General features: G+C 37.6%; 17 protein-coding genes. 16 read left to right on the top strand and 1 reads right to left on the bottom strand.

Annotated features, from left to right (window positions below; genetic code table 11):
- Positions 1 to 3 precede the first annotated feature (3 nt).
- The 5 genes from NQ185_RS01355 (at position 4) to NQ185_RS01335 (ending at position 4654) form a co-directional block, all read left to right on the top strand.
- Positions 4 to 624 carry a stage V sporulation protein AA gene (locus NQ185_RS01355; RefSeq protein ID WP_257579719.1) on the top strand — a complete coding sequence of 207 codons (621 nt, stop codon included), beginning with the start codon at positions 4 to 6 and terminating at the stop codon, positions 622 to 624.
- Entirely contained in the window at positions 614 to 1039 is a 426-nt protein-coding gene (locus NQ185_RS01350) for a stage V sporulation protein AB (RefSeq protein ID WP_257579718.1), read from the top strand. Before NQ185_RS01355 ends, NQ185_RS01350 begins: the two co-directional genes overlap by 11 nt.
- 27 nt (positions 1040 to 1066) lie before the next feature.
- Complete coding sequence (locus NQ185_RS01345; protein ID WP_257579717.1) at positions 1067 to 2551, top strand: spore germination protein; 1485 nt, start codon at positions 1067 to 1069, stop codon at positions 2549 to 2551.
- A gap of 157 nt (positions 2552 to 2708) precedes the next feature.
- Complete coding sequence (lysA, locus tag NQ185_RS01340) at positions 2709 to 4028, top strand: diaminopimelate decarboxylase (protein WP_257579716.1); 1320 nt, start codon at positions 2709 to 2711, stop codon at positions 4026 to 4028.
- A 278-nt stretch (positions 4029 to 4306) separates the two neighbouring features.
- Positions 4307 to 4654, top strand: coding sequence for a GNAT family N-acetyltransferase (locus NQ185_RS01335; RefSeq protein WP_257579715.1), 348 nt, complete (start codon positions 4307 to 4309; stop codon positions 4652 to 4654).
- A gap of 65 nt (positions 4655 to 4719) precedes the next feature.
- Here NQ185_RS01335 and NQ185_RS01330 read toward each other — a convergent pair whose 3' ends face one another.
- Positions 4720 to 5223, bottom strand: a complete 504-nt coding sequence (locus tag NQ185_RS01330; protein WP_257579714.1) for a DUF309 domain-containing protein — start codon at positions 5221 to 5223, stop codon at positions 4720 to 4722.
- Between the two features lie 156 nt (positions 5224 to 5379).
- Between NQ185_RS01330 and NQ185_RS01325 the strand changes: the two genes are divergently transcribed.
- The 11 genes from NQ185_RS01325 to ccsB all read left to right on the top strand — a co-directional run bounded on the left by NQ185_RS01325 (position 5380) and on the right by ccsB (position 16770).
- Positions 5380 to 6141 (top strand): segregation/condensation protein A, encoded by a 762-nt coding sequence (locus tag NQ185_RS01325; RefSeq protein ID WP_257579713.1) that lies wholly within the window; start codon positions 5380 to 5382, stop codon positions 6139 to 6141.
- Complete coding sequence (scpB, locus tag NQ185_RS01320; protein WP_373370761.1) at positions 6119 to 6712, top strand: SMC-Scp complex subunit ScpB; 594 nt, start codon at positions 6119 to 6121, stop codon at positions 6710 to 6712. The genes NQ185_RS01325 and scpB overlap by 23 nt, the downstream gene beginning before the upstream one ends.
- A gap of 108 nt (positions 6713 to 6820) precedes the next feature.
- Positions 6821 to 7966, top strand: coding sequence for a D-alanyl-D-alanine carboxypeptidase family protein (locus NQ185_RS01315; RefSeq protein WP_257579711.1), 1146 nt, complete (start codon positions 6821 to 6823; stop codon positions 7964 to 7966).
- On the top strand, positions 7959 to 8552 hold the full coding sequence (locus NQ185_RS01310) for a nucleoside recognition domain-containing protein (protein WP_257579710.1): 594 nt from the start codon (positions 7959 to 7961) through the stop codon (positions 8550 to 8552). The genes NQ185_RS01315 and NQ185_RS01310 overlap by 8 nt, the downstream gene beginning before the upstream one ends.
- A gap of 2 nt (positions 8553 to 8554) precedes the next feature.
- Positions 8555 to 9088 carry a spore maturation protein gene (locus NQ185_RS01305; RefSeq protein WP_257579709.1) on the top strand — a complete coding sequence of 178 codons (534 nt, stop codon included), beginning with the start codon at positions 8555 to 8557 and terminating at the stop codon, positions 9086 to 9088.
- Positions 9089 to 9420: 332 nt separating this feature from the next.
- The gene (locus NQ185_RS01300; RefSeq protein ID WP_257579708.1) at positions 9421 to 11331 is read left to right on the top strand and encodes a PTS mannitol transporter subunit IICBA; all 1911 of its coding nucleotides are present in this window, start codon (positions 9421 to 9423) and stop codon (positions 11329 to 11331) included.
- Between the two features lie 13 nt (positions 11332 to 11344).
- Positions 11345 to 12487, top strand: a complete 1143-nt coding sequence (locus tag NQ185_RS01295; protein ID WP_257579707.1) for a mannitol-1-phosphate 5-dehydrogenase — start codon at positions 11345 to 11347, stop codon at positions 12485 to 12487.
- Between the two features lie 67 nt (positions 12488 to 12554).
- The gene (locus NQ185_RS01290) at positions 12555 to 13298 is read left to right on the top strand and encodes a pseudouridine synthase (protein ID WP_257579706.1); all 744 of its coding nucleotides are present in this window, start codon (positions 12555 to 12557) and stop codon (positions 13296 to 13298) included.
- A 102-nt stretch (positions 13299 to 13400) separates the two neighbouring features.
- The gene (resA, locus tag NQ185_RS01285; protein ID WP_257579705.1) at positions 13401 to 13934 is read left to right on the top strand and encodes a thiol-disulfide oxidoreductase ResA; all 534 of its coding nucleotides are present in this window, start codon (positions 13401 to 13403) and stop codon (positions 13932 to 13934) included.
- Between the two features lie 15 nt (positions 13935 to 13949).
- Positions 13950 to 15584: a cytochrome c biogenesis protein ResB gene (gene resB, locus NQ185_RS01280; RefSeq protein ID WP_257579704.1), complete on the top strand. Its 1635-nt coding sequence runs from the start codon at positions 13950 to 13952 to the stop codon at positions 15582 to 15584.
- Positions 15577 to 16770 (top strand): c-type cytochrome biogenesis protein CcsB, encoded by a 1194-nt coding sequence (gene ccsB, locus NQ185_RS01275; RefSeq protein ID WP_257579703.1) that lies wholly within the window; start codon positions 15577 to 15579, stop codon positions 16768 to 16770. The genes resB and ccsB overlap by 8 nt, the downstream gene beginning before the upstream one ends.
- Positions 16771 to 16785: the final 15 nt, after the last annotated feature.

Raw genomic sequence — 16785 nt, 5'->3', positions numbered from 1 at the left:
AAGATGGTAAATACCATTTATATTAGAATGCGCAGCCGGGTTGAAACAAAAAGGTTTAATAAAGTTACTCTTTCACAAACTGCACAAATTTTAGCACCTGATCAATACTTGCCTGAGCTAGCTGATCTTATTGTTTACGAGCTAAAGAAAGATGATAATCAATTGGTCGTGCTTGATGTGATGCGTGTCATAAAAACAATCTCATCACACTTTCCCGACTGTGAAGTTCAAACAATCGGCCCTACCCAAACCATCATTGAAATTATTAGAGAAAAGAAAATAACCTCAAAGCCACTATTTCTATTTGTATGGATTTTACTTTTCACGGGATCCGGATTAGCCATTCTAAACTTCCACGAAGAAGTGAGTATGCGAGTTGTACATCAAAAGCTATATTGGATTATTACTGGGAAAGAAAATGTAAAACCTCTGCTCATGCAAATTCCATATTCATTTGGCATCGGAATGGGAATGATATTGTTTTTTAATCATATTTTCAAAAAAAGATTCAATGAAGAGCCAAGTCCCCTAGAAATTGAAATGTTTAATTATCAGCAGGACCTCGATCACTATGTAGCGATAAAAGAAAACGAAGAAAGTGTTAAGCATATAGATGATCATTGAGATAGCAGTAACCATAATGGTTGGCTTGGCAGGTGGCATAGCCGTAGGCGGTGGGTTTGTTGCATTTTTATCTGTTCTTGGTATTATTCCTCGCCTGACCCAGCTGACGAAAACAGATAAGATGATCCAAATGTACGAATGGGCGGTCATTCTTGGGGCGGTTTGTTCAGGGTGGGTGGATCTTCGCGATTTATCATTACATATGAATGTTTCTATTATTATTATCGTGATTGGTCTTTTTAGCGGACTATTTATTGGAATGCTTGCTGCAGCTTTAACTGAGGTGCTTAACGTCATTCCGATACTATCCAAACGGATTGGACTCGAAAGGCAATTAATAACTTTGTTAATGGCCATTGTATTTGGTAAGATTTGCGGATCTCTGTTTCAGTGGATTTATTTTTACAACATTTGATGGAAAACTAGAAGGGAAGCAGAAAAAATGACAACACGTAAGCAAACAACAAAGGATGCAATCGATAAAAATCTGGATGATCTTGAAAGGTATTTTAAAGAGAGGATTGGACTAGGGACAAGCTTTGATATTGGGAATAGGAAAATAGTCGTTTTAAAGAAACAGGTGCAACTTTATTATGTCAATGGTTTAGTTGAATCATTAATCATTACAAATATTATAAAGGAATTGGTCAATCTAAATGATCATGAAAAGCCCACTCATAAAATATATGAACTAATTGAAAATCGAATTATTCATGAATCTGTTGAAAAGGTAAAGACAAAGGATGAGATGGTCGACCAAGTGCTGTCGGGCCTGGTTGCAATTGTTGTAGAAGGAGAGCAGGAAGCCTTCATCATTGATGTTCGTTCGTATCCCGGCAGGCAGCCAGAAGAGCCCGACACGGAAAAAGTAATCCGTGGTTCAAGGGATGGGTTTGTAGAAAACATTGTTATGAATACTGCATTAACGAGAAGGCGGATTCGGGACGAACGTCTAAGATTTGAAATATTAAAGGTTGGAGAAAGGTCTAAAACGGATGTAGCAATTGGATATATAAAGGGAATAGCCAATCCAGATTTAATAGAGACGATAAGAAAAGAAATATCCAGCATTGATATAGATGGTATTACAATGGCAGATAAAACGATCGAAGAATATTTAATGAAGCAAGGATATAACCCATATCCACTCGTCCGCTATACAGAAAGAGCAGATGTCGGGGCCATTCACTTGCTGGAAGGTCATGTGCTAATCTATATCGATACTTCTCCAAGTGTCATGATAACACCGGCCACCCTCTTTCATCACGTTCAGCATGCCGAGGAATATCGCCAATCTCCAGCAGTAGGGACATTCGTACGCTGGACAAGATTTTTAGGTATATTGGCATCCATTTTTTTGCTTCCTTTATGGTTTTTATTTGCGATGGAACCTTCTATGCTCCCGGATAAACTAGCTTTTATAGGGCCTAACGAGCAATCGGATATTCCATTAATCATTCAATTGCTCATAGCTGACCTTGGGGTTGAATTTTTGAGGATAGCAGCCATTCATACCCCTACACCTTTAGCAACAGCAATGGGATTAATTGCAGCCGTACTCATCGGTCAAATTGCAGTAGACGTTGGCTTATTTCAATCAGAGGTAATTCTCTATGTGGCAATTGCGGCCGTAGGAACCTTTTCGACGCCGAGCTATGAGCTGAGTGTCGCGAATAAAATCATCAGAATGACATTACTTATCTTCGTGGCGATATTTAAAGCGCCGGGATTTATTATAGGTACAACTATTTATATTATATTTCTAGCACAGCTGCGCCCTTTAAACGCTCCATATTTATGGCCGCTATTACCCTTTAACCCTGCGGCATTAGTTCATATATTAGTTAGACGTGCTGTCCCAGGGGCGCTTCTAAGGCCGAGTATTGTGCATCCGCGTGATCGTTTTCGTCAGCCGCCTAAATCATAAAGAGTCCATTGCAGAATTAATTATTCTATGGTAAAGTTTATGCTACTTATCAAGAAGGGTATCTTTATGCCCTTCGGGTACGGGCAAATTTTTCATAACAATTAGATAATATTAAATGGAAAGTCGTAGCGGCTTGCAAGTAAGTGGAGGGAGAAACATGCATTTATATGGAACAGCTAAAATTGATCAAAATGGGCATTTGGAAATAGGCGGAAAAGATACAGTGGAGCTAGCAGAAAAATACGGAACTCCTCTATACGTATACGATGTTGCTCTTATCCGAAAGCGGGCGAGAGCGTTTAAACATACATTTGAAAAATTAGGCATTACTTCACAAGTGGCATATGCGAGCAAGGCTTTTTCCACAATGGCTATCCTTCAACTAATTAAGGAAGAAGGGCTATCACTTGATGTCGTTTCTGGAGGAGAACTTTTTACGGCAATTAAAGCTGACTTCCCAGTGGAAAAAATTCATTTTCATGGAAATAATAAAAGTGATGATGAACTTAAAATGGCTTTGGATTATCATATTGGCTGCATCGTGGTGGATAATTTTCATGAACTTCATACATTAAATCACCTATGCTCTCTGAGGGAGCAAAAAGTAAATATATTATTACGTGTTACACCAGGCATAGAAGCACATACACATGATTATATTTTGACTGGGCAAGAGGATTCCAAGTTTGGTTTTGATTTACAAAATGGCCAAGCTGAAACGGCGTTGCTGATAGCCTTAGAAAGTAAATATTTGAATGTATTAGGCTTGCATTGTCATATCGGTTCACAAATTTTTGAAACGACTGGTTTTGTATTAGCGGCAAGAAAAATCCTTGAGAAAATGGCAAAATGGCAAGAAGAATTCAATTTTAAACCCAGTGTTTTAAATTTAGGCGGTGGATTTGGCATTCGTTATACGGATGAAGATGCACCTTTAGATCCTTCCCTATACGTTGAGGAAATGATTAATGAGGTAAAAAAAGAAACGGAACGCCTTTCTCTCCCAATGCCGGAAATATGGATTGAACCCGGCAGGTCGCTCGTTGGGGATGCAGGCACAACTTTATATTCGATTGGGTCAAGTAAAGATGTCCCAAATATTAGGAAATACATTGCGGTCGATGGCGGGATGACTGATAATATTAGACCAGCACTTTATGATGCTAAATATGAAGCGATATTGGCAAACCGAGCAAATGAACAACCTAAAGATAAAGTATCAATTGCCGGTAAGGCTTGCGAATCCGGTGATATGTTAATATGGGATTTGCCGCTGCCTGATGTTGGGACAAATGATATATTGGCTGTTTTTTGTACAGGTGCTTATGGGTATTCAATGGCAAATAATTATAACCGTATTCCGCGGCCGCCTGTCGTCTTCGTGGAGGACGGGAACGACCAACTTGTTGTAAAACGAGAAACGTATGAAGATTTAGTAAGGCTGGATCTTCCTTTTAAAGAAAAAACAAAGATTTAGCTAAAACAAACCGTCAAGCTAACTCTATTAAGTTGCAGATAAAACCATTAAACTGTACAATAAAAATTATGGTCGCACCTTTTAAATATGTGTGCTTAAGATGTAGTAAGGGAGTTAATTCTTTGCGTAACAGGAATATCACAATATTTGTAATGATCTTCATTATAGCCATTTTATGGGGAGTATGCTATTGGCTTTTTATCGCGCCAAATCGTTAATCGACTCTATTTGATCCGTTAACAGCAACAGCTGTAATAAAGTTAAACGAGGGGTCTGTTATGTTAATTCGATATAAGAAAGCCTATGAAAAGATCGCCATGGGTCTACTCTCATTTATGCCGAATGAGAAAGATCTTAAGAAACTACAACAGACAATGAAAAATTATGAATCTGAAGATAATTGGCAGCTTTTTTTATGGAAGGAAGAAGATATCACAGGTTTAATAGGTGTAGTACTTAATGGGGATAGAGTGGAGGTACAGCATATATCAGTCAATCCATCACATCGGTATGAAGGGATTGGAAAAAACATGCTTAAATCCATAAGTCAGATTTATCAAGATAAAGATGTCATTCCTTCTGAGTATACAGCAGCATTTTTTGAAAAATGCGATATGGAATTTTAAACAAAGGCGCTGAAGCTAGATAAATAACGAAAAACCGGGATAATTAAGATTACCCGGTTTTTTTTTCATATAGGCACGTATTGTTTCTCTGACAAAGCTGCTTGTTGCTTGCGTAAAGTGTGCTTATGCAGAATTTTGTCAGGAGCTTCGTCTACTAGATTTCCGTACATATATCCATTTAATGCGCATTGGTTTTTACAAACAGTCAATAATAATGGATGATTAATTGGGATGTTAATCGGCTTATAGGACATTTTCTGATTCATTCTCGCCCTGCTCCTTTTAAGTTTCCCGATCAAATGCCCATAGTTAATGCCGAGGGCAAGTACTTCCTCTTCTTTATATGATAAAAGGTGGAGAGCCTTATCCATCAACTTCAACGAGCCTTTTATATTTCCACGTCGATAATGATAGAAACTAACCGCTATTTGAATGAGTCCCACCCAGATTGAATCTCTTGCCATTCCGTTGTCTTTCCAGTGCTCCTCTAATACTTCATGGCATTCAAAATAATCTCTATCACCATGAAAATGGATTAAAAATGCAACATATGCTTCTGAAAAAGGCAATTATCCTACTCCTTTCATTACCACTAATACATTCATTATAACATGAAATTTTTAATGAAATTATGTCCGATATGCTAATTTTTCTTCATTTTATGTCCGCTTTATAATATGATAAGTAAGGCATATTCATTAATCTTGTTCGAAATCGGTGATAAAATGGAATATCATGTTAAAATAGATGCTTTTGAAGGACCGTTAGATTTACTGCTTCATTTAATTAATCGCTTAGAAATAGATATATATGATATACCAATGGCGAAAATTTCAGAGCAATATTTATACTATATTAATACAATGACTGAATTGCAGCTTGATGTTGCAAGCGAGTATTTAGTAATGGCTGCAACATTACTTGCCATTAAAAGTAAAATGTTGCTGCCGAAATATGATGAAGATATGGATGACGAATATTTTTATGAAGAAGAAGATCCTCGTGATGAATTAGTAGAACAGCTTATCGAATATAAGCGATATAAGGAAGCCGCTCAAACTTTAAAACAAAAAGAATTTGAGAGGGGCCAAATGTATACGAAGCCTCCAATTGATTTAACAGCATATGCGAACAAAAGTCAGCAAGAACTGATTGAATATGGGTTTTCCATCTACGACATGCTAGGGGCTTATCATAAATTATTAAGAAGGAAAAAACTTCAAAAACCATTATCTACTAAAATTACACATCAAGATATATCGATAGATGATAGAATGATAGAAATCTTACACGAACTGAAAAGTCACGATGACCGTTTTCGTTTTTATGATCTGTTTCCACAAGATGATCGGGGGCATGTTGTCATTACCTTCCTAGCCATGTTGGAATTAATGAAAAGAAACGAAATTACTGTAGAGCAAGATGGAATATTTGGAGAAATTTATTTATCAGCTAGAAGGGAGAATGAGGCAATTGGAGGATTCTAAGCAACTAGGTATTCTCGAATGCCTTTTATTCGCAGCAGGCGATGAAGGTTTATCGTTGAAACAAATATGTTCAACAATGGAAGTTAACGAGGAAAAAGCGAAATCCTTAATAGATGAGCTTAAGACAAATTATTATCAGGATGCTACCCGAGGCATAACAGTTACTGCCTTAGCTGAAACCTTCCAGCTTGCGACAAAAAGAGATTTTGCTGAGTATTTAACAAGGCTTGTAGAAAGTCCAGGAACATCGACAATTTCTCAAGCAGGTCTTGAAACTCTTGCGATTATTGCATATAAACAACCGATAACGAGAATAGAAATTGAGGAAATTCGAGGAGTTAAAACGGAACGACCACTTCAAACGTTAGTCGCAAAAGGATTGATTATGGAAGTTGGAAGGGCAGAAGGTACAGGAAGGGCAAAATTATACGGAACGACAAAGGAATTTCTTGATTATTTTGGCCTCAATCATTTAAAAGAACTTCCGGAACTGCCAAAACTAACGGATGAAGATGAAGTCCAAGAGGATGCAGATTTATTTTTCTCATCTTTTAAAGACCATATTGAATAACACACAACTGTCGGTAGTTAATAACCGGCAGTTTTTTTATCATATCAGTAAGGTTCTTGCATAAACTTGTACAAATAAGACAATGGCATATTTGTGGGGAGCGAAGGAATGAAAGTACGAAAAGTAATAGCCATAATATGTACAAGTTTACTATGTATGCAAATGATTTACCTACCTAGGGATACCACTGCAGCCGCCTTTATACCAGTTAGTGCCTCTGGTGCAATTTTAATGGAAAAAGATTCAGGAAGAGTACTATATGAAAAAAACGCTCATGACATACATAGAATAGCTTCCATCACTAAAATAATGACCGCTATTCTTGCTATCGAGTCCGGAAAAATGAATAAAGTTGTCACCATAAAAAAAGAGGCAGTCTATACAGAAGGATCATCTATCTATCTACAAATTGGTGAAAAAATGAAACTCGAGGATCTTGTTTACGGCCTGATGCTTAGGTCCGGAAATGATGCCGCCAATGCAATTGCTGACTATATCGGAGGAAGCGTTGAAGGATTTGTCTTTTTAATGAATCAGAAAGCAGAAGAGTTAGGAATGACAAATACAAAATTTGCAAATCCTCATGGATTGGATGACAGTGAAGCTCATTATTCAACTGCCTATGATATGGCACTGCTTACGAGATATGCAATGAAGAATAAAAGCTATCAAAAAATATCAGGAACGAAAGTGTATAAATTCCAAAGGGAAAATGGACCGCAAAGCTGGATAAATAAAAACCGGTTACTTACCGAGAAATATAAATATTGTACAGGCGGGAAAACGGGTTTTACAAAAAGAGCGGGAAGAACCCTCGTCACCACAGCTGAAAAAAATGGCACCGAACTAATTGCCGTAACACTTAGAGCGTCTGACGATTGGAATGACCATATAACTATGTATGAAAGGGGTTTTCATGAATACCCACTAGAAACAATTGTTCAAAAAGGAAGCCTATCTATTAATACGAAAGGATTAACTAATAAAGAATTATTTGTAAAAGATTCCATCATCTATCCGCTATCAAAAAGTGAAAAGAGTGATATTCGGTTAGAGTTCAAGCTTCAAAACCCAAATATATTGGCTAAAACGAATAAAGGAAAGGTTGGTGTGGCAATCTTTCATCTTCAGGAGAAACCTGTAGAAACAGTACCTATTTATATAAGGAAAATTGAAAAAATGCAAGAAGAGGGTTGGTGGGGAAAATTAAAAAAGCTTTTATTTAGCCAGATGGGTGTGATTTTCTATGATTAATTATATATGGGTTGGGATGACGGTAATCGGTCTAATATTTGCAAGTATAAACGGAAAAATGAAAGATGTGAATGAGGCGATATTCCAATCTGCGAATGAAGCAGTAACATTATGTATTGGATTAATTAGTATTCTAGTCTTTTGGCTTGGCATTATGCGAATCGCTCAGGAGTCCGGCCTATTGAATAAACTATCCAATCATTTCAAACCAATTATTATGAAACTTTTTCCAGAAGTACCTGAAGATCACCCGGCAGTAGGTTATATCTTATCGAACATCATCGCCAATATGTTCGGTCTAGGCAATGCTGCAACACCATTGGGCATTAAGGCAATGGAACAACTTAAAGAACTGAACGGTGGAAAAAACTTTGCCAGCAGGTCCATGATTACTTTTCTAGCTCTAAACACATCGGGTTTAACGCTTATTCCGACGACAGTGATTGCGATTCGAATGAGTTATCAATCTGCTTCTCCTACTGAAATAGTTGGACCTACCTTAATGGCAACTACTTGTGCTACGATAGCAGCCATATTAATCGATCGTCTTTTTTATATGCGCCGAAGTAGAAAGGGCGTGAAATAAGATTGGAAGTCATCTCCCTCATCTCTTTATGGATTATTCCAGTCATCATTGGAGTTATTCTAATATACAGTACTTTAAAAAAGGTTCCAACATACGAACATTTTGTGGAAGGTGGAAAGGAAGGAATTAGAATAGCGGTCTCCATCATTCCATTTTTAGTCGGGATGCTTGTTGCCATAACTGTTTTCAGAACTTCAGGCGCACTCGATTTTTTCATACAGCTGATAAAACCTGTATTAAATGCACTCGGTGTTCCAGCAGAAGTAGTCCCACTTGCATTAATTAGACCAATATCAGGGACGGCAGCACTTGGATTAATGAGTGATTTAATTTCACAATATGGACCAGATTCATTTATTGGAAGGCTTGCATCAACCATTCAAGGAAGCACAGATACAACCTTCTATGTATTAACTGTATATTTTGGAGCGGTGGGAATTAAAAAAATGGGGGACGCATTGAAAGTAGGACTTTTGGCAGACCTCGTAGGCATATCCGCCGCCATCATCATCGTAACGATCATGTTCAGTTCCTAAGCTGGACATTTTTTTATTTGCTTTAAAAAGTGTATTTTTTGATTTTCATTATACTTAATGTAATAATTCATTAAGTAAAAAGAAAAGCGGAAGCGCCTTGCTTATCGACGTACAAACTTCATGGCCGCAGGCAGAGATAAAGGAAACACGGTGAGGAACGAGCAAGTGAAATTGGCATTTCAAATTTCACCTGATGTTGACTTATCGTAGGGAGGGGGACAAGAAGTTTGCTAGTCGATAGGCGCTGGAGCTGGACAACAAAGACTTAATTCAAAAATTTAGACTAAATAAAACTTATACTTTTTTATAAAATAATGAAAGGAAGCGAGCATATGGCTCAATCTAATTTAAAAGTAGCTATACAAAAGTTCGGCAACTTTCTAAGTTCTATGGTGATGCCAAATATTTCGGCTTTTATTGCGTGGGGATTAATTACCGCGCTGTTTATTCCTACTGGATTCATACCGAATGAGAGCCTTTCTAAACTAGTTGATCCAATGGTTACTTACTTGCTCCCTCTTTTAATCGGGTTTACGGGTGGTAAGATTATTTATGATCAACGAGGTGGAGTTGTCGGTGCGATTGCGACGATGGGGGTTATTGTAGGGTCTGAAATTCCAATGTTTCTTGGTGCCATGATTATGGGTCCCCTCGGTGGATATCTTATTAAGAAGTTTGATCAGTTAATTGAAGGTAAAATAAAGGCCGGCTTTGAAATGCTCGTAAATAATTTTTCAGCAGGGATACTGGGCGGTCTACTCTCCATATTGTCATTTTTAGCAATTGGACCTGCTGTAAATGCATTTTCAAACTGGTTGATGGTAGGCGTAAATTGGTTAGTTGGTGCAGGGTTATTGCCTTTAACAAGCATTTTGATCGAGCCTGGAAAAATTCTGTTTTTAAATAATGCGATTAACCACGGGATCTTAACACCGATCGGCTTGGAGCAAGCAAAGCAAATGGGGCATTCCGTCTTACTTCTTCTTGAGGCGAATCCAGGCCCAGGACTCGGTGTTCTTCTTGCCTATAGTATTTTTGGAAGAGGCAATGCAAAAAGATCTGCGCCTGGTGCCGCGATTATTCAATTTTTAGGAGGAATTCATGAAATTTACTTCCCTTATATATTGATGCGTCCGATGCTGTTTTTGGCGGTCATCTTAGGTGGGATGAGCGGGGTTTTCACACTCGTTCTTTTAGGCGGAGGTTTATTCGCTCCATCATCACCTGGAAGTATTATAGCAATTACAGCAGTTACCCCTCATCGAGCAGGTGCATTTATAGCTAACTATTCTGGTATTCTTGTTGCTGCCGTCGTTTCCTTTGTTATTTCTTCTTTCGTGTTAAAAACGAGCAAACAAACAGAAGACGATGACATTGAAGAAGCTACAAAAAAAATGCAAGCGATGAAAGGAAAAAAGAGTTCTGTGGCAGGAGTGCTGGCTGTAAACAATGGCATACTCCCAAATAAAGTCGAGAAGATCTATTTTGCTTGCGATGCAGGGATGGGCTCTAGCGCGATGGGAGCCTCACTTTTACGGAAAAAGGTGAAGGAATCGGGCTTAAACATTGCGGTAACAAATACGGCGATCAGTAATCTTCCTCCTGATGCACAAATCGTTATTACTCAGGATGAGTTAACCCCGAGAGCGCAAAATAAAGTGCCTTCTGCATATCATGTTTCAGTTGATAATTTCTTATCAAGTCCTGAATACGACAATCTAATTGAGAAGTTAAAAAGTCCTCAAAATAGTACTGATGGGGCTGTTGAAGAAGTAGAAGCAGTAGAGCAGGAAAAGGCGAATGAATCTGAAAACGATTTGCTGCTCGAGGAAAACGTCTTTTTAAATAAAGAATTTACCAATAAGGAAGAAGCAATTCGCTTTGCTGGACGAGCTTTAGTAAAAGCCGGTTACGTAAAAGAGAGCTATATTGATGCGATGGTTGTTCGTGATGAAATGACTTCGACTTATATGGGGAATGATGTGGCAATCCCGCACGGTACAGAGGAAGCGAAGAAGGATGTAATAAAATCCGGATTTACCGTCATCCAAGTTCCGAATGGTGTTGATTTTGACGGTCAAAAAGTAAGATTAATTTTTGGGATTGCAGGGAAGAATGGTACACACCTAGAAATACTATCGGGTATTGCCGTGACCTGTTCAGATATGGATAATATAGAAAAATTAGTTTCAGCAAAAACCGCCCGGGAAATTATAGAGATGATCAATATAAAAAGTGAATAAAGGACGGATACTAATGAAACAAGTAGTGCATTTTGGTGCTGGCAATATTGGAAGAGGGTTTATTGGTGCACTTTTTTCACAGTCCGGCTATCATGTTACATTTATTGATATTGCCGACGAAATCATCCGGAAGCTAAATGAGGAAAAGCAGTACAAGGTTATATTAGCAACCGATGAGCAAGAATCGGCAATCATTAAAAATGTATCGGGATTTAATAATTTGACCCAAGAAGAGGAAGTTATTAACGCAATTGTACAGGCGACGTATGTAACAACTGCGATTGGACCGAATGTTTTACCGCGAATTGCGCCTCTCATTGCCAAAGGACTTATGAAACGGGTCGAAGAAACAGATGGAAAATTGTATGTGATCGCCTGTGAGAATCAAATTTCAGCTACAGATCTTTTAAAAGGATATATATTGGAGCATATAGATGATGAAATAAAAGATAAAATCCTAGAGCAAGTTTATTTCTATAATTCCGCTGTAGACCGAATTGTACCAATTCAGCATCATCATGACTCGCTTGATGTACTTGTAGAGCCTTATTACGAATGGGTTGTGGAAACAACAGATAAGATTCCACCTGTTGAAGGGATGAAAGTTGTCCCTGATCTAGCACCATTTATTGAAAGAAAACTTTTTACGGTTAATACAGGGCATGCAACGATTGCCTATATAGGATACCTGGAGAAAAAGGCGACGATTGATGAGGCATTGGCCGATAAAAGAATTCTTGCACATGTACAAGCAACTTTAAAAGAAACTGGGGATTACTTAGTTAAACAATATCGTTTAGATCCGGGGGAGCATAAGGATTATATTAACAGGATTCTTGACCGTTTTAAAAATGCTTATTTACATGATGACGTAACAAGGGTAGGGCGCTCGCCTCTGCGTAAGCTTGGCCCAAGTGATCGGTTTATTAAACCCGCAATGGAGGCGGAAAAAGCGGGCCTTTCCTACAAGCAACTTGCAAAAGCAATTGCTACGGCATTACTTTTTGATTACGAAGAGGATGCGGAAGCGGTAAAATTACAAGAGATGGTTCGAGAACATGGAGTTTCTTATGTATTAAAAGAAGTAAGCAAACTAGATGAAAATAGTGGACTGACAGAAGAAATAGTCCGTCATTATAAGGTTATAAAGAAATAATAATAAAAGGAGCAAAACAATCATTACGGTTTGCTCCTTTCCCAATATGTATATGAGGTGAATGTTAGTGGAACGTCTACAAAAGGTCATTGCTTACGCGGGAGTTGCGTCCCGGAGAAAAGCCGAAGAATTAATCCTTCAAGGAAAAGTGAAAGTAAACGGTCAAATCATTAAAGAGCTTGGAACAAAAGTGTCCCCTTCAGACAAAATTGAAGTGGATGAAGTTCCTCTCGTTCAAGAAGAAAAGAAATATTTCTTATTCTATAAACCTCGCGGAGTCATTTCAGCGGTAAAGGATGATAAAGGCAGAAAAGTAGTAACCGATTTTTTTCCGCACGTTGAAGAAAGAATTTACCCAATCGGAAGGCTTGATTACGATACTTCTGGACTTCTAATTCTTTCAAATGATGGAGAATTTACTAATTTGCTTGCTCATCCTCGCTATGGAGTTAAAAAGGTATATGTTGCGAAAGTAAAAGGGATTCCTTTAAAAGAATCACTAAAAAAACTAGAGCATGGAATTCAACTTGAAGATGGAAAGACTGCACCAGCGAAAGTAAGATTACTATCATTAGATAAGCGAAAAGGCAGCTCAATTATCGAAATTATTATCCATGAAGGCAGGAATCGACAAGTAAGAAGAATGATGGAGGCAATTGGTCATCCTGTTATGAAGTTAAAACGTGAACAATATGGTACATTACATTTGCGTGGTTTAAACGCAGGTGAGTTTAGAGAATTGACAATTCATGAGGTTAAACAGTTAAGAACACTTGCAGAAACAGGAAAAGGCTGGCATCGAATCAATTGAAAATTTCACATAACCTTCAAATCATGCCCTAATACAATCTAATCTAAATGATATAATGAAAGTTAAGTCTGGCAATTTGCTAGGGAGGTTAGATGAAACAAAATGACAGAAAAGAAAAAAAGACGACATTTGCTGCGGACCATTATATTGGTCATTTTAGCTAGCGCTGTCGTATATACATTGTACGCAAATTTTACAAAAGAAAGCCGTGAAAAAATCGCTGTTGGAGATCACGCTCCTGATTTCATTCTTACTGATATGGAAGGCAATAAGCATAAGCTTTCTGATTATAAAGGAAAAGGTGTATTTTTGAACTTCTGGGCTACTTGGTGTAAACCTTGTGAACGAGAAATGCCTTATATGGACAATCAATATCAAGCTTTTAAGAGCCAAGGAGTTGAAATTCTTGCGGTAAATGTTGGACAACCGGAATTTTCGATCAAAAAGTTTGTCGAAAAGCATGACTTATCTTTTCCAATCTTAAAAGATTCAAATAAAGATGTCATGGGTGCTTATGATATATACAATTTACCGGCTACAATCTTAATTGATCCTGATGGGAAAATTATTGAAATCATTGAGGGAGAACTGCCAGAGAAAAAAATAATTGCTATGATGGAAAGCATCAAGCCTTAAGTAGGAGAGCTAATCATGAAAGAAGTAAAATGTGAATGTGGGCATGTGAACCCGGTTGGCACCATTTTATGTGAAGCATGCGGACGTGCCCTTACGGAAGAGGCGCAAAAAGAGACCTTGCATGATATGCGCTACGAAGGAAGTGCCCGTAGATCTCAAACATATAATAGAAGTGTAATTGATAAAGTTTGGAACTTTTTTTCATCTGTTAAAGTAGGGATTTGGCTCATTGTCATCACACTAATCGCTTCATCTCTCGGTACACTTTTACCACAAGTAATGTATATACCGCCGAATGTGGATCCCGCTACATATTACTCCGATCAATATGGAATACTTGGAACAATATATTATGTCTTTGGATTTCATGATTTATATAGTTCTTGGTGGTATTTATTGCTCATTGCATCAATCGGTGTCTCACTTGTCATTTGCAGTATTGATAGATTCGTTCCTTTATATAGAGCTTTGAAAAATCAACGAGTTGGCAGGCATGAAGGCTTTTTAAGAAGGCAAAGATTATATAATCGCATTGAGGGATCAAATCAATCAAATCAAGACTTTGAAGTAATCAAACAACGTTTAAAAGAAAAAAGATATAAGATCCGTGAAGAAGACGGTAATATTCTAGCCGAAAAAGGTCGGTTTACTCGTTGGGGTCCGTACGTAAATCATATTGGACTTATTATATTTCTTATCGGTGGAATGCTTAGATTTGTTCCAGGTATGTATGTGGATGAAGAATTATGGTTGCGTGATGGCGAGATAAAAACGATTCCAGGAACGCATAAACAATACGTTTTAGAAAGTAAAAAATTCACAATGGAATTATACGACAAGGAAACAGATAAACAAGTTTATGGTGCTGCCCTTGATCGCGTTGGCACAGTCGTAAAAAGCTTCGAATCAGATGTTACTCTTTATGAACGAAGTCCTGAAAGCACAATTGGAGATAATGAAAATCTAAAAAAAGTAAAAGACGCAAAAATCAGGGTGAATGAACCTTTAAAGTTTGATCATTATGCCGTTTATCAAATTGATTATAAACTTAATGAATTTAAAACGATGACATTTAATTTCTTGAAAAAAGCTGATGAAAATATTAAAGGCGAAATTACGATTGATTTATTTGATCCACAGGAAGAGTATGAATTAGGTAATGGCTATAAAGTGGAATTAATCGGATATTATCCTGATTTTACTGGATTTGCTGAAAATGGAGAGCCACAAACAGATTCTCAGACACCGAACAATCCAGCATTTTTATTTAATATGATTTCGCCTGAGCATCCTGATGGCGAAAAAAGTTTTACTGCCATTAGACAAACAGTAGAACCACTAGGCGAAACAGAGTATAAAATGGCTTTTAAAGATATTAGTATGCAAAATGCCACTGCTCTAATCGTAAGGAAGGATTTAACATTGTGGATTCTTGGAATTGGTGGGGCCATTTTCATGCTAGGTGTCATTCAAGGGTCTTATTGGAATCACCGTCGTATTTGGCTGCAAAAGATAAAAGGAGACATCTTGATTGCGGCGCATACAAATAAAAACTGGTATGGCTTGAAAAAAGAAATCGAGGCTATTGTAAAAGATACAACGGTACCTGAACCGAATGATCAGAATGAAAGTAGGAAAACAAATGAATGATCTTGTACAATTAAGCGGAAATCTATTAGAAACAGCATTTATTTTATATTTAATTGCGACACTATTTTTTGGAGGAGGAATCCGAGAAAATAGAAACCGCGAAAATAATGCGGGTCCAAACAGATGGTCTAAAATTGCAATCATCATTACAATCATTGGATTTGCATCCCAATTAGGATATTTTATTTTACGCTGGATTGCGGGTGGACATGCTCCGGTCAGCAATATGTTTGAATTTACGACGTTCTTTGGAATGATGATAGTTGGAGCATTCATCGTTCTTTATTTCATGTATAAATTGAATACTCTTGGTATTTTTGCACTTGTCGTTTCCATCCTTTTGATTGCATATGGAAGCATGTTTCCTAGTGATATTAGCCCGCTTATCCCATCGTTGAATAGCCATTGGCTTTATATTCACGTTACGACGGCAGCAATCGGGCAAGCTATTCTATCTTTAAGCTTTGTAGCGGGAATTATTTATTTGCTTAAATCGATAGATACTGAAGAGAAAGGAAAACGATCCTTCTGGCTGGAATCGATTATGTATACGTTAATATTAGCTGTTGGCTTTATGCTCGTAACAACAGGCTTTTCAGTCGCTGATTACAAAGCAGATTTTAATTGGATCAATAAAGACGGACAGGAAAAAATCGCATCGTATGCAATGCCAGCTCTTGTTGGTCCTCATGAAGGTGAGCTTTTAACCGAAAATAAATTAACTCCAAAAATTTTTACTCCAGCTATTATTGATGCCAAACGATTAAACTCCATGATATGGACGCTAATAACAGGTACCGTTATATACTGGCTTATCCGACTTGTTTCTAGAAGACGCATTAGTACATTAATAAAGCCGCTCGTGAAAAAAGTGAATTTAGATTTAATTGATGAAGTAGGATATCGTTCCGTATTGATTGGATTTCCAGTTTTTGCGTTAGGCGGACTAATATTTGCGATGATTTGGGCTCAAATTGCCTGGACGCGCTTTTGGGGTTGGGATCCCAAGGAAGTATGGGCACTTATTACTTTCTTGTTTTATGCGGCATTCCTACACTTGCGCCTCTCAAGAGGTTGGCATGGTGAAAAATCCGCTTGGCTTGCCGTAATTGGCTTTGCGATTATTATGTTTAACCTAATCGCAGTCAATTTAATCCTTGCAGGATTACATTCATATGCTGCATAAAGATTATCTAGTATG

The organism is Lederbergia panacisoli, from assembly GCF_024626525.1.
GTDB lineage: Bacteria > Bacillota > Bacilli > Bacillales > Bacillaceae_C > Lederbergia > Lederbergia panacisoli.
Note: the sequence above shows the minus strand (reverse complement) of the source record. Positions and strands in the feature narration are given on the sequence as shown.

Bases quoted from the DNA above. Each gene is read 5' to 3' on its own strand.
- NQ185_RS01355 (WP_257579719.1), top strand. From the start codon at position 4: ATGGTAAATACCATTTATATTAGAATGCGCAGCCGGGTTGAAACAAAA.
- NQ185_RS01350 (WP_257579718.1), top strand. From the start codon at position 614: ATGATCATTGAGATAGCAGTAACCATAATGGTTGGCTTGGCAGGTGGC.
- NQ185_RS01345 (WP_257579717.1), top strand. From the start codon at position 1,067: ATGACAACACGTAAGCAAACAACAAAGGATGCAATCGATAAAAATCTG.
- lysA (WP_257579716.1), top strand. From the start codon at position 2,709: ATGCATTTATATGGAACAGCTAAAATTGATCAAAATGGGCATTTGGAA.
- NQ185_RS01335 (WP_257579715.1), top strand. From the start codon at position 4,307: ATGTTAATTCGATATAAGAAAGCCTATGAAAAGATCGCCATGGGTCTA.
- NQ185_RS01325 (WP_257579713.1), top strand. From the start codon at position 5,380: ATGGAATATCATGTTAAAATAGATGCTTTTGAAGGACCGTTAGATTTA.
- scpB (WP_373370761.1), top strand. From the start codon at position 6,119: ATGAGGCAATTGGAGGATTCTAAGCAACTAGGTATTCTCGAATGCCTT.
- NQ185_RS01315 (WP_257579711.1), top strand. From the start codon at position 6,821: ATGAAAGTACGAAAAGTAATAGCCATAATATGTACAAGTTTACTATGT.
- NQ185_RS01310 (WP_257579710.1), top strand. From the start codon at position 7,959: ATGATTAATTATATATGGGTTGGGATGACGGTAATCGGTCTAATATTT.
- NQ185_RS01300 (WP_257579708.1), top strand. From the start codon at position 9,421: ATGGCTCAATCTAATTTAAAAGTAGCTATACAAAAGTTCGGCAACTTT.
- NQ185_RS01295 (WP_257579707.1), top strand. From the start codon at position 11,345: ATGAAACAAGTAGTGCATTTTGGTGCTGGCAATATTGGAAGAGGGTTT.
- resA (WP_257579705.1), top strand. From the start codon at position 13,401: ATGACAGAAAAGAAAAAAAGACGACATTTGCTGCGGACCATTATATTG.
- resB (WP_257579704.1), top strand. From the start codon at position 13,950: ATGAAAGAAGTAAAATGTGAATGTGGGCATGTGAACCCGGTTGGCACC.
- ccsB (WP_257579703.1), top strand. From the start codon at position 15,577: ATGAATGATCTTGTACAATTAAGCGGAAATCTATTAGAAACAGCATTT.